The following is a 12,595-nucleotide window of genomic DNA, read 5'->3' on the forward strand; positions in this document are numbered from 1 at the left end:
TCTACATCGGTCTACATCGAAAAAGTCGTGCACCGAGCCTATCGCGCCGGGGATGGCGCTCCGCACCGGATTACCGCTCGCGCGGGCCCTGGTCGCGAGAAGGGATTGTACGGAGTGATTACGGTTCAGTACGCTCCGTATCCCATGCGGGATCAACAGCGCGTCCACTCTCCCAGGGCCGGTACTCCACCTTTGGGGCTGAGCACGTTCGTGGGCCGCTCGGCCGAACTCGCCGAGCTGGCCGGGGCGCTCGACAGCGCGCGGCTGGTGACGGTGACGGGAGCCGGCGGCGTCGGCAAGTCACGGCTGGCGGCGCGTGCGGCCTCACGGTGCGCTCCCCGCGACGGGGTGTGGCACGTGGAGCTGGCGTCGGTGCGGGACCCGGAGTTCGTCGACTTCGCGGTCGTGGAGGCGCTGGGGTTGACGGACCACACGACCCGGTTGCCCCACGAGACGCTGTTGACACATCTCGCCGAGCGACAACTCCTGCTGGTCCTGGACGGTTTCGAGCACTTGGTGGACGCCTGTGCGGAGCTTGTGACCCAACTGCTGCGCCGGGTGCCGGGCGTGCGGGTGCTCGCCGTGGGCCGCAGACCGCTGGGCGTGACCGGCGAACGGCTGCTGTCGCTGGCGCCGCTCGGCGAGGACGAGGCGGTGGAGCTGTTGGCGGACCGGGCGGCGCAGCGCGGAGTGGTCGTACGGGACGACGCGGACGTACGGGAGGTGTGCCGACGCCTGGACGGGATCCCGCTCGCCATCGAGCTGGCGGCCGGGCGGCTGCGCATGCTGTCTCCGGGGCAGTTGCTGGAGCGGTTCGACGACCGCTTCCGGCTGCTGACCGGCGGTGCGCGGGACGGGCTGTCACGCCATCGGGCGCTGCGTACGGCGGTCGGCTGGAGTCATGAACTGTGCACGCCCGAGGAGCGGTTGCTGTGGGCGCGGCTGTCGGTGTTCGCGGACCGGTTCGACCTGGAGGCGGCCGAGTACGTGTGCGGCGGCCAGGGTCTGCGCTCCGACGACGTCCTCGATGTGCTGTCGGAGTTGCTCGCCCAGTCCGTGGTCACGCGCGAGGAGACCCCGGTCGGGGTGCGGTACCGCATGCTGGACACGATCCGGGCCTACGGCGCCGACTGGCTGGAGGAGACCGGGGACGCGGCCCGGCTGCGGCGTCGGCACCGCGACTGGTATCTGGGTCTGGCGACCTGGTGCGAGCTGGAATGGTTCTCGTCACGGCAGGACGAGGTGGCCGCGCGCGTCGAGGCGGACCTGCCGAATCTGCGCCAGGCCCTGGACCACTGCCTGAGCGAGCCGGACGACGCGCATCTGGGCCAGTACCTCGCGGGCTCCCTGTGGTTCTGCTGGGTCGGCTGCGGCCGGCTGTCGGAGGGCAGGCACTGGCTGGAGCAGGCTATGGCGCTCGATTCCGGACATGAGCGGTCCCGGCTGAAGGCCCTGTGGGTGCTCGGCCATGTGGCGATCCTGCAGGGCGACACGGGGCTCGCGCTCGGGGTGCTGCTGGTGTGCCGCCAGGAGGCGGAACGTGCAGCCGACGCCACGGCGGTGGCCTACGCCGAGCACCGCACCGGCTGTCTTGCCCTGGTCTCGGACGACATGGAGCGCGCCGAGACGCTGCTGCGCTCGGCGCTCGGCCGCTATCAGGAGATCGGCGAGCTCAACAGCAATGTGCTGATGGGCCGGGTCGAGCTGGCGATGGCGCGTGCGTTCCAGGGCGATCTGCCGGACGCGGTGCGGCTGTGCGAGGACGTGCGCCGGGTGTGCGAGGACCATGGCGAGCGCTGGGCGCGCTCCTACGCGCTGTACGTCCTGGCGTACGCCGCGTGGGCCGACGGCGATCTGCCGGGCGCCCGCGCGCTGTTGACGGACTGCCTGGGCAGCGCCCACTCCTTCCACGACCTGCTCGGCTCGGTGCTGGCGGTGGAGTTGCTGGCCCTGGTGACGGAGGCGGAGGGCGACGCCGTGGAGGCCGCGGTGCTCCAGGGAGCGGCCGCGGGGATGTGGCCGTCGGTGGGGCTGCCGCTGTTCGGCTCGGCGTGCTTCAACGCCCCGCACGCGCTGTGCGAGACGTCGGCGCGGGAGCGGCTCGGCGACGATCGGTACGAGGAGTGCGTACGGCAGGGGGCGGCGCTCGGCCGGGAGGCGGCGGTGAGCCGGGCGCTGGGACGGGCGTGGGGACGGTGTCCCTCGGACGCGCTTCCGTCTCCGCGCGGGCCGGTGCGGCAGGTCGACGCGTCCGTGACCATGCGAGAGCCCGCCGCCTCGCCCACCCGGAAGGGTGAGGAGACGACGGGCTGAGGCGCAGGAGTCCTACGACCGCTGAGCGATCAACGGGCGTAGTACTCGACGACGAGCTGCTCGTCGCAGATCACCGGGATCTCCTTGCGGTTCGGCTCGCGGTCCAGGCGGAACGCCAGGGCCTTGAGGTTCACCTGGAGGTAGCGCGGGGTCTCGCCCTCGGGGGCGAAGCCACCCTCACGGGCGATCGAGAAGAGGGTCTTCTCGCGGCTGCGCTCACGGACCATGACGACGTCGTCCGGCTTGACGCGGAAGGACGGCTTGTCGACCTTCTGGCCGTTGACCTCGATGTGGCCGTGCACGACCATCTGACGGGCCTGGTAGATGGTGCGGGCGATGCCCGAACGCAGGACCAGGGCGTCGAGACGACGCTCGAGCTCGATGATCAGGGCCTCACCGGTCTTGCCCTGAACCTTGGAGGCACGCTCGTAGGCGCGGACGAGCTGGCGCTCGGACACGTCGTACTGCGCGCGCAGACGCTGCTTCTCCAGCAGACGGACCTTGTAGTCCGAGTTCTGCTTGCGGCCACGGCCGTGCTCACCCGGCGGGTAGGGACGGGCCTCGAAGTACTTGACGGCCTTCGGGGTCAGCGCGATGCCGAGGGCACGCGACTTCTTGACCTTGGGGCGGGACTGGTTCGCCACTTCTTTTCCTTTTCCTGTATCGGCTGCCTCAGGGTTACGGGAGGTCGCAATCCGCAGCCGAGGAATCCCGACAGGCCCCGAGGGACTTGCCAGGCAGCCGTTCCCCTGGTCTGGGCACATACGTGCAGCACACGAACAGCCCACCGACCGGTCCCGGGACTGCGGGTGGTGGTGGGCTGCCCGCGACACCTACGACGGTGCGCGACGCTCCTGGATCAAAAGATCCGGCTGGATGTCCCGCCTGAGGCGCCGACCGGAGCCGGACACGGGACGCAGCACTTCGACGAAGTTTACAGGGTGCTCAAGACCGCTTGCGACCGAGGTGCTTCCTGGTCCACTCCACGGCGTCCGCGTACCGCGCCTCCGCCCCGTGCCGGGTCGGGCTGTAGTACTCGCGGTCCTTGAGGGCGTCCGGGGCGTACTGCTGCTCGGCGATGCCCTCGGCCAGGTCGTGCGGATACACGTACCCCTGCGCGTGACCGAGCTTGGCGGCGCCCTTGTAGTGCCCGTCGCGCAGGTGCGGCGGGACAGGGCCGGCCAGTCCCTTGCGTACGTCGTCCAGGGCGGCGCCGATCGCGGTGGTCGCGGCGTTGGACTTGGGGGCGAGGGCGAGGGCGATGGTGGCGTGGCTGAGGGTGAGGGCGGCCTCGGGGAAGCCGATCATGGCGACGGCCTGGGCGGCGGCGACCGCGATCGGCAGGGCGTTCGGATCGGCGAGGCCGATGTCCTCACTGGCCGAGATCATCAGGCGCCGGGCGATGAAGCGGGGGTCCTCGCCGGCCTCGATCATCCTGGCAAGGTAGTGCAGGGCGGCGTCGACGTCGGAGCCTCGGATGGACTTGATCAGGGCGCTGGCCACGTCGTAGTGCTGGTCGCCGTCGCGGTCGTACTTCACCGCCGCCCGGTCGACGGTCTGCTCCAGCGTCTGGAGGCTGATCTCGGTCTCGCCCTGGTCCAGGGCGGCCCCGGCGGCGGCTTCCAGGGCGGTCAGGGCGCGGCGGGCGTCGCCGCCGGCGATCCGCAGCAGGTGCTCCTCGGTGTCCTCGGGGAGGCCGACGGCGTCCTTCAGTCCGCGCTCGTCGCTCAGCGCCCGCCTCAGCAGGCCCCTTATGTCGTCGTCGGTGAGCGGTTCGAGGGTGAGGAGGAGGGAGCGGGACAGCAGCGGGGAGATGACCGAGAAGTACGGGTTCTCGGTGGTCGCCGCGATCAGGGTCACCCAGCGGTTCTCGACGGCCGGGAGGAGGGAGTCCTGCTGGGCCTTGCTGAAGCGGTGGATCTCGTCGAGGAAGAGGACGGTCTCCTTGCCGAAACCGCCGGTGGCGCGGCGGGCGCCGTCGATGACCGCGCGGACCTCCTTCACCCCGGCGGTGATGGCGGACAGCTCGACGAAGCGCTTGTTGGTGGCCTTGGAGACGACGTACGCCAGGGTGGTCTTGCCGGTGCCGGGCGGGCCCCACAGGATCACCGACGACGGCCCCGCCGGGCCCTTGGCCCCCTCGCCGACCAGTCGACGCAGGGGCGAGCCCGGCTTCAGCAGATGCTGCTGGCCCACGACCTCGTCCAGGGTGCGCGGGCGCATCCGCACCGCCAGGGGGCTCCCCGCGGGGTCCTTCTCCTGGCGTTCTTCTGCGGCGGCGGTGAACAGGTCGGGCTCCACGTGGGAAACCCTAAATCACCGCACTGACATCGGCGTCGGGCGGATCAGGCGGCCCAGAGCTGGCTGCCCCAGCGGGTGAGGATCAGCATGGCGATGACGCCGCAGTGGGTCACTGGAAGCACCCAGGTGAACTCGGCGAGGAAGTTCTTCAGCGCGCGCGGGGCCGGCAGGAAGCCGTTGCGGACGTTGAAGGAGGTCACGTACCAGAACATGGTGAGCGTGGCGACCCAGGCCAGCGAGCACCACAGGCACAGTGCGTTGATGTTGTACAGCGACTGGTACATCAGCCAGGTGCAGAAGGCGACGCCGAAGACGGTGCCGGCGTTGAAGGTCAGCCAGTACCAGCGCGGGAAGCGGGCGCGGGCGAGCAGGCTCATGCCGACGCAGATGACGATGCCGTAGCAGACGAGGCCGAGCATGGGGTTGGGGAACCCGAAGACGGACGCCTGCTTGCTCTGCATGACGCTGCCGCAGGACACGATCGGGTTGAGGCTGCAACCGGGTGTGAAGGTCGTTCCCGCGATCTCGGCCTCGAGGATCTTGAACTTGTCGATCGTGATGACCCACGCGGCGAGCAGTCCGGCCGCGCCGGTGATCACCAGCATCAACGCGAACGCACGGCTGCCGCCCACCGATCGCGGCGCCGCTTCGGCACGCTCCGGCTCGGGCTCGGTGGAGACGTCCTGGACTGTCGTCTTGCTCATCACGCCGATTCCGTCACTTGAGACTTGGAGTTTCTCCGGACAGGGCACATTGTGCCGTACACGGACCCCTGCTCTCAGTTCGCTGGACATAAGGAAATACGCGCGAGTGTGTAAAGGCGCTCGGTTCAGGACACAGCGGAACGGCGAAGGGCGGGGACCGAACGGTCCCCGCCCCTTGACGAAATCAGCCGGACTCAGCCGGACTCAGCCCAGTCGGGCTTCCAGCTCCGCCACGATCTCGTTGACGCCGACGGCCGTCTGCTCACCGGACTCCATGTCCTTGAGCTGGACGACGCCCTCGGCGAGGTCGCGTTCGCCGGCGACGATCGTGTAGCGGGCGCCGCTGCGGTTGGCGTTCTTCATGGCGCCCTTGAGGCCCTTGCCGCCGTAGGAGAAGTCGGCCGCGATGCCGTTCTTGCGCAGCTCCGTGACCTTGGCGAACAGGACCCGGCGGGCCTCCTCGCCGAGCGGGACGGCGAACACGCTGGTCGCGGCGGGCAGTTCGAGCTCGACACCCTCCGCCTCCAGGGCGAGGACCGTGCGGTCGACGCCGAGGGCCCAGCCGACGGACGGCAGCGCCGGGCCGCCGATCATCTCCGACAGGCCGTCGTAGCGGCCGCCGCCGCCCACCGCGGACTGGGAGCCCAGACCGTCGTGGACGAACTCGAAGGTCGTGCGCGTGTAGTAGTCCAGGCCGCGCACCAGCTTCGGGTCGTCCTCGAAGGAGACGCCCGCCGCCGTGATCAGTTCACGGACCTCCTCGTGGTACGCCTTGCAGGCGTCGCAGAGGTAGTCGCGCAGCAAGGGGGCGCCGGTGAGCTGCTTCTGGACCGACTCGCGCTTGTCGTCCAGCACCCGCAGCGGGTTGATGTCGACGCGGCGGCGCGTGTCCTCGTCCAGGTCCAGGCCGCGCAGGAAGTCCTGCAGTGCCGCTCGGTACACCGGGCGGCACTCCTTGTCGCCCAGGCTGTTCAGCAGGATGCGGAAGTCGCTGAGGCCCAGCGAGCGGTACGCCTGGTCGGCCAGGATGATCAACTCGGCGTCCAGCGCCGGGTCCTCGGCACCGATCGCTTCGGCGCCGACCTGGGAGAAGTGCCGGTAACGGCCCTTCTGGGGGCGCTCGTAGCGGTAGTACGAGCCCGAGTACCAGAGCTTGACCGGCAGGTTGCCCGCCTTGTGCAGGTTGGCTTCCAGGGCCGCGCGCAGGACGGAGGCCGTGCCCTCGGGGCGCAGGGCGAGCCTGTCGCCGCCCTTGGTCTCGAAGGCGTACATCTCCTTGGTCACGATGTCGGTCGACTCACCGACACCGCGCGCGAACAGCTCGACGCTCTCGAAGCCGGGCGTCTCGATGTAGCCGTAGCCGGAGTTGCGCAGCGGGGCCGCGATCGCCTCGCGGACCGCCAGGAACTTCGCGGAGTCCGGTGGAATCAGGTCGTAGGTGCCTTTGGGGGCCTTGAACGTGCTCACGGAGGGTCTCGTCACATTCCTCGTCGGGGAGCGTCGAAAGCTCCCTGGCCGGCGGCCACCTGCCGCAGATACGGGTTGGTGGCACGCTCCTGGCCGATGGTCGTCTGGGGGCCGTGGCCGGACAGCACCACGGTCGAGTCGTCGAGCGGCAGGCACACACGGGCCAGCGAGTCGAGGATCTCGGCCATGTCACCGCCGGGGAGGTCGGTGCGTCCGATGGAGCCGGCGAACAGCAGGTCGCCCGAGAACAGGATCGGCGGGATGTCCGCCGCCTCGGGCATGCCGAAGGTCACCGACCCCTTGGTATGGCCCGGCGCGTGCGAGACGGTGAGCTCCAGTCCGGCCAGCTCCAGCTTCGCGCCATCGGTCAGTTCCTTGACGTCGTCCGGCTCCCCCACGGTCAGCTCGCCCATCAACTGCATGCCGATGGACCGGCCGAGGGCCTTCTCGGGGTCGCTCATCATGTACCGGTCCTCGGGGTGGATCCAGGCCGGTACGTCGTGTGCGCCGCAGACCGGGACGACCGAGGCCACGTGGTCGAGGTGACCGTGGGTCAGGACGACGGCGACGGGCTTGAGCCGATGCTTCTTCAGCGTTTCCTCGACTCCTGGGGCCGCCTCGTGGCCCGGGTCGATGATCACGCACTCCTCACCGGCGGCGGGGGCGACGAGATAACAGTTCGTCCCCCAGGCCCCGGCGGGGAACCCGGCAATGAGCACGATCGTCCTTCGTTTGTGTCGACACAGGTGGTTTGTCGGCGGGCTCCGCCTGTCGTCAGAGCCTACCGGCGCTGCCGATCCCACAGCGAACCCATATACGGTACGGGTCACACGCAGGCGGTCGGCTCATTGGGCGCACGCGTACCGGTCGACACACGACGCATGAGGAGAGAACCCGGTGGTCAGCCAGGAACAGCGGCGGCGTCAGCTCGCTCGGGAGAAGTTCTTGCGGCAGCAGCAGCGGCGCACGGCAGCCCGGCGCAAGACGCGCATGCGCAACTCGGTGATCGCGTCGGTGCTCGGAGTGGTCATCATCGGCAGCCTCGCGCTGTACACGACCGGCGTCCTCAAGGACGGCGGCTCCCAGCAGGAGAACGCGGGCGCGGAGGTCAGCCCGACCCCGACCAGCAAGGCCCCGGACCCGTGCGAGAAGCCCGCCGGGGGCAAGGTCAAGACGGCGACCTGGAAGAAGGAGCCGGCGATGACCATCGACAAGTCGGCGAAGTACACGATGAAGCTCGCGACGACGTGCGGTGAGATAGACATCGCGCTCAAGGCGTCGGCGGCGCCGCACACGGTGAACTCGTTCAACTTCCTCGCCGGCAAGGGCTACTTCGACCACACGAAGTGCCACCGACTCACCGACTCCGGCATCTACGTGCTCCAGTGCGGCGACCCGCAGGGCACCGGGATGGGCGGACCGGGGTACACGATCCCGGACGAGAACCTCAAGGACAAGAGCCTCAAGGGCGGCGTGTACCCGGCGGGTACGGTCGCGATGGCCAACCAGTACAACGCGCAGACGAAGGAGGGCCGCGACAGCGGAGGCAGCCAGTTCTTCCTCGTCTACCAGGACAGTCAGCTACCGGCCGACTACACACCGTTCGGTACTGTGTCCGAGGCGGGCATGAAGGTTCTGAAGAAGATCGCGGACGCCGGAGCCCAGCCCGCCGATCCCACGACCGGGAACACCGCCCCCAACGCAACGGTCGTGATCGACAAGGCGACTGTCACCAAATCCTGACCCCCAACTGCGGAATTTCGGTCGCGCGGGATGCGGACAGGCAACCCGCCGGTCGCCTATGTTGGCCGTGACGAAACTGTGGACGATGCCCGGGGGAAACGAGCCCCTCGCAGGCATCATGTGGAGGAGGCGCTGTGAGCAGCGACCCGTGGGGCCGCGTCGACGAGACGGGGACCGTGTACGTGCGTACGGCCGACGGCGAGCAGGTCGTCGGTTCCTGGCAGGCCGGCTCCCCCGAGGAGGCGCTGGCCTACTTCGAGCGCAAGTACGAGGGCCTGGTTGTCGAGATCGGCCTCCTCGAGAAGCGAGTGAAGACCACCGACCTGTCGGCGAAGGACGCCCAGGCCGCGATCGACCACATCCGTGAGCAGGTCGACGCCCACCACGCGGTCGGTGACCTGGACGCCCTGCGGACCCGCCTGGACAAGCTGGTCGAGACGGTCGAGAAGCGCCGCGAGGAGCGCAAGGCGCAGCGCGCGAAGCAGTCCGACGATGCCCGGCACGCCAAGGAGGCGCTGGTCGCCGAGGCGGAGGAGCTGGCCCGGTCCGACCAGTGGCGGGCAGCGGGTGAGCGGCTGCGGTCCCTGGTGGACACCTGGAAGGGCCTGCCGCGGCTCGACCGCAAGTCGGACGACGAGCTGTGGCACCGCTTCTCGCACGCACGCTCGGCGTTCTCCAAGCGCCGCAAGGCGCACTTCGCGCAGCTGGACCAGCAGCGCGAGGAGGCCCGCAAGACCAAGGAGCGGCTGGTCGCCGAGGCCGAGTCGCTGTCCGGGTCGACGGACTGGGGTCCGACGGCCGCGCGCTACCGCGAGCTGATGGCCGAGTGGAAAGCCGCGGGCCGCGCCCAGCGTGAGCACGAGGACGACCTGTGGAACCGCTTCCGCGGCGCCCAGGACGTCTTCTTCGCCGCCCGCAGCTCGGTGTTCGCGGAGCGCGACGCCGAGCAGGCCGAGAACCTGAAGCTGAAGGAGGAGCTCGCCGAGGAGGCCGAGAAGCTCCTGCCGGTCGGCGACCTGAAGGCCGCGCGTGCCGCCTTCCGCTCGATCAACGAGCGCTGGGAGGCCATCGGCCATGTGCCGCGCGACGCCCGCCCGAAGGTCGAGGGCCGGATGCACGCCGTCGAGCGGGCCATCCAGGAGGCCGAGGAGACCGAGTGGCGCCGGACCAACCCGGAGGCACGCGCGCGTGCCGAGGGGCTGACCGGTCAGCTCCAGGCCGCCGTGGACAAGCTGAAGGGCCAGATCGAGCAGGCCCGCGCCCAGGGCAACAACGCCAAGGCCGACAAGCTGGAACGTGAGCTGGAGGGCCGCCAGGCGCTGCTGGACCAGGCGCTGAAGGGCCTTCAGGAGTTCGGCGGCTGACAGCCGGTACGACGAGAACGACGAGAAGGGCCCCGTACTTCGCGTACGGGGCCCTTCTCTCGTAGGACTGCCTGGCGGCTTCTACGACCGTCTACGACCGGCTGCGCGCCGACGTCACCCGGTACACGTCGTAGACGCCCTCGACGCCCCTGACCGCCTTCAGGACGTGTCCGAGGTGCTTGGGGTCGCCCATCTCGAAGGTGAAGCGGGAGGTGGCGACGCGGTCGCGGGAGGTCTGGACGGCCGCGGAGAGGATGTTGACGTGCTGGTCGGACAGGACGCGGGTGACGTCGGAGAGGAGCCGGGAGCGGTCCAGGGCCTCGACCTGGATGGCGACCAGGAAGACCGAGGACTGGGTGGGCGCCCACTCGACCTCTAGGATGCGCTCGGGCTCGCGGGACAGTGACTCCACGTTCACACAGTCGCTGCGGTGAACCGATACGCCACTACCGCGCGTGACGAAGCCGATGATCGGGTCGCCGGGAACGGGCGTGCAGCAGCGGGCCAGCTTCACCCACACGTCCTCGACGCCCTTGACGATGACGCCCGGGTCGGCGCTGGAGCGCCGCTTGCGGCTGCGACCACGGGTCGGCGGAACCGACTCGTCGATCTCCTCCGTGGCGGCTTCCTCGCCCCCGAGGGCCTGGACGAGTTTCTGCACGATGTTCTGCGCGGAGACATGGCCCTCGCCGATCGCCGCGTACAGCGCGGAGATGTCCGCGTAGCGCATCTCGTGCGCCAGCGTGACCAGTGAGTCGCCGGTCAGGATGCGCTGGATCGGCAGGTTCTGCTTGCGCATCGCGCGGACGATCGCGTCCTTGCCCTGCTCGATCGCCTCGTCACGGCGCTCCTTGGAGAACCACGCCCGGATCTTGTTGCGGGCGCGCGGCGACTTCACGAAGCCGAGCCAGTCGCGGGAGGGACCCGCGCCGGGCGCCTTCGAGGTGAAGACCTCGACCAGGTCGCCGTTGTCCAGGGTGGATTCGAGCGGTACCAGACGGCCGTTGACCCGCGCCCCTATGGTGCGGTGGCCGACCTCGGTGTGGACGGCGTACGCGAAGTCGACGGGGGTCGCGCCGGCCGGGAGCGCTATGACGTCGCCCTTGGGGGTGAAGACGAAGACCTCGTTGCGGGAGAGGTCGAAGCGCAGGGACTCCAGGAACTCGCCCGGGTCCTCGGTCTCCTTCTGCCAGTCCAGGAGCTGGCGCAGCCACGCCATGTCGTTGAGGTGGTCGTCCTTGCCCTTGCCGGACGACTTCGGCGCGTCGGTACGGATCTTGGAGGCGCCGGCGACGGCTTCCTGCTTGTACTTCCAGTGCGCGGCGATGCCGTACTCGGCGCGGCGGTGCATGTCGAACGTGCGGATCTGGAGTTCGACCGGCTTGCCGTTGGGCCCGATGACCGTCGTGTGCAGCGACTGGTACATGTTGAACTTGGGCATCGCGATGTAGTCCTTGAACCGGCCGGGGACCGGGTTCCATCGCGCGTGCACGGTGCCGAGGGCGGCGTAGCAGTCGCGGACGGTGTCGACGAGGACGCGGATGCCCACCAGGTCGTAGATCTCCGCGAAGTCGCGACCGCGGACGATCATCTTCTGGTAGACGCTGTAGTAGTGCTTCGGCCGGCCGGTGACGGTCGCCTTGATGCGGGCGGCCCGCAGGTCCTGCTGGACCTCGTCGGTCACTATGGCCAGGTACTCGTCACGCTTCGGTGCCCGCTCGGCCACCAGCCGTACGATCTCGTCGTACATCTTGGGGTAGAGGATCGCGAAGGCGAGGTCCTCCAGCTCCCACTTGATGGTGTTCATGCCGAGGCGATGGGCGAGCGGCGCGTAGATCTCAAGGGTCTCGCGCGCCTTCTTCTCCTGCTTCTCGCGCTTGAGGTAGCGCATGGTGCGCATGTTGTGCAGGCGGTCGGCGAGCTTGATGACCAGGACACGGGGGTCCTTGGCCATGGCGACGACCATCTTGCGCACGGTCTCGGCCTGCGCGGCCTCGCCGAACTTGACCTTGTCCAGCTTGGTGACGCCGTCGACGAGCAGGGCGACGGAGTCACCGAAGTCACGGCGGAGCTGGTCGAGGCCGTACTCGGTGTCCTCGACCGTGTCGTGCAGCAGGCCCGCCATCAAGGTGGCCGGATCCATGCCCAGCTCGGCGAGGATGGTGGTCACCGCGAGCGGGTGCGTGATGTACGGGTCGCCGCTCTTGCGCTTCTGGCCGCGGTGCCAGCGCTCGGCGACCTGGTAGGCCTTCTCGATCTGGCGGAGAGTGGCGGTCTCGATCTTCGGGTCGTTGCTGCGCACTATGCGCAGCAACGGCTCCAGCACCGGGTTGTACGGGTTGGAGCGCTGGACACCGAGGCGGGCGAGGCGGGCCCGGACGCGGTTGGAGGAGCCGCTGCGAGCCGACTGGCCGGTGGCCGGGCGGGCCGGCGGATTGACGGGCCGCTCGGACGGTCCCCCCGCTCGGGCGGAGTCCAGAGTGGGGGACGGCTTGGGTCGCGTCTGCTCGGCCGGCTTGTCGACGGGCGCGGACTGGGCGTGCTCGACCGGCCCGCGGGTGTCGTTCTTCGCGTGGGGCGCGTTCGGCGCGGGCTTCGCCGTGGGTGCCGAGGCGGACTCGGGCTTGGCGGCGGTCAGGTGCTGGGCCTCGTCTGGCAAGAGGGCTCCTCGTGCGCGATCCGGGTCCCCCGGTCAGGCTCCGG

The 12,595-nt window shown here is 69.5% G+C and carries 9 protein-coding genes; 3 read left to right on the forward strand and 6 right to left on the reverse strand.

Annotated features, from left to right (window positions below; all coding sequences use genetic code 11):
• Positions 1–144: 144 nt before the first annotated feature.
• Positions 145–2,313 carry an AAA family ATPase gene (locus ABZ078_RS35500; RefSeq protein ID WP_356582256.1) on the forward strand — a complete coding sequence of 723 codons (2,169 nt, stop codon included), beginning with the start codon at positions 145–147 and terminating at the stop codon, positions 2,311–2,313.
• 29 nt (positions 2,314–2,342) lie between these two features.
• On the opposite strand, the gene rpsD is transcribed toward ABZ078_RS35500, so the two are convergent.
• The 5 genes from rpsD to ABZ078_RS35525 all read right to left on the reverse strand — a co-directional run bounded on the left by rpsD (position 2,343) and on the right by ABZ078_RS35525 (position 7,504).
• A complete protein-coding gene (gene rpsD / locus ABZ078_RS35505) occupies positions 2,343–2,957 on the reverse strand; it encodes a 30S ribosomal protein S4 (RefSeq protein WP_062674288.1) in 615 nt (204 codons plus the stop codon).
• A 301-nt stretch (positions 2,958–3,258) separates the two neighbouring features.
• Positions 3,259–4,614 carry a replication-associated recombination protein A gene (locus ABZ078_RS35510; RefSeq protein ID WP_356582258.1) on the reverse strand — a complete coding sequence of 452 codons (1,356 nt, stop codon included), beginning with the start codon at positions 4,612–4,614 and terminating at the stop codon, positions 3,259–3,261.
• 44 nt (positions 4,615–4,658) lie between these two features.
• On the reverse strand, positions 4,659–5,318 hold the full coding sequence (locus ABZ078_RS35515) for a vitamin K epoxide reductase family protein (protein ID WP_356582260.1): 660 nt from the start codon (positions 5,316–5,318) through the stop codon (positions 4,659–4,661).
• 204 nt (positions 5,319–5,522) lie between these two features.
• Positions 5,523–6,785 carry a histidine--tRNA ligase gene (gene hisS, locus ABZ078_RS35520; RefSeq protein WP_356582262.1) on the reverse strand — a complete coding sequence of 421 codons (1,263 nt, stop codon included), beginning with the start codon at positions 6,783–6,785 and terminating at the stop codon, positions 5,523–5,525.
• A gap of 11 nt (positions 6,786–6,796) precedes the next feature.
• Positions 6,797–7,504, reverse strand: coding sequence for an MBL fold metallo-hydrolase (locus tag ABZ078_RS35525; protein WP_356582264.1), 708 nt, complete (start codon positions 7,502–7,504; stop codon positions 6,797–6,799).
• A gap of 178 nt (positions 7,505–7,682) precedes the next feature.
• Between ABZ078_RS35525 and ABZ078_RS35530 the strand changes: the two genes are divergently transcribed.
• Together ABZ078_RS35530 and ABZ078_RS35535 are read left to right on the forward strand one after the other, a co-directional pair.
• Positions 7,683–8,528 carry a peptidylprolyl isomerase gene (locus tag ABZ078_RS35530; RefSeq protein ID WP_356582266.1) on the forward strand — a complete coding sequence of 282 codons (846 nt, stop codon included), beginning with the start codon at positions 7,683–7,685 and terminating at the stop codon, positions 8,526–8,528.
• A 134-nt stretch (positions 8,529–8,662) separates the two neighbouring features.
• On the forward strand, positions 8,663–9,892 hold the full coding sequence (locus tag ABZ078_RS35535; protein ID WP_356582268.1) for a DUF349 domain-containing protein: 1,230 nt from the start codon (positions 8,663–8,665) through the stop codon (positions 9,890–9,892).
• 91 nt (positions 9,893–9,983) lie between these two features.
• Here the strand turns inward: ABZ078_RS35535 and ABZ078_RS35540 are convergent, their stop codons facing one another.
• The gene (locus tag ABZ078_RS35540) at positions 9,984–12,551 is read right to left on the reverse strand and encodes a RelA/SpoT family protein (RefSeq protein WP_356582270.1); all 2,568 of its coding nucleotides are present in this window, start codon (positions 12,549–12,551) and stop codon (positions 9,984–9,986) included.
• Positions 12,552–12,595 lie beyond the last annotated feature (44 nt).

The sequence above is a fragment of the Streptomyces sp. NPDC006385 genome, from assembly GCF_040612485.1.
In the GTDB taxonomy this organism is placed as follows: Bacteria; Actinomycetota; Actinomycetes; order Streptomycetales; family Streptomycetaceae; genus Streptomyces.

Coding starts and splice junctions, on each gene's coding strand:
- ABZ078_RS35500 (WP_356582256.1), top strand. CDS start 145: ATGCGGGATCAACAGCGCGTCCACTCTCCCAGGGCCGGTACTCCACCT.
- ABZ078_RS35515 (WP_356582260.1), bottom strand. CDS start 5,318: ATGAGCAAGACGACAGTCCAGGACGTCTCCACCGAGCCCGAGCCGGAG.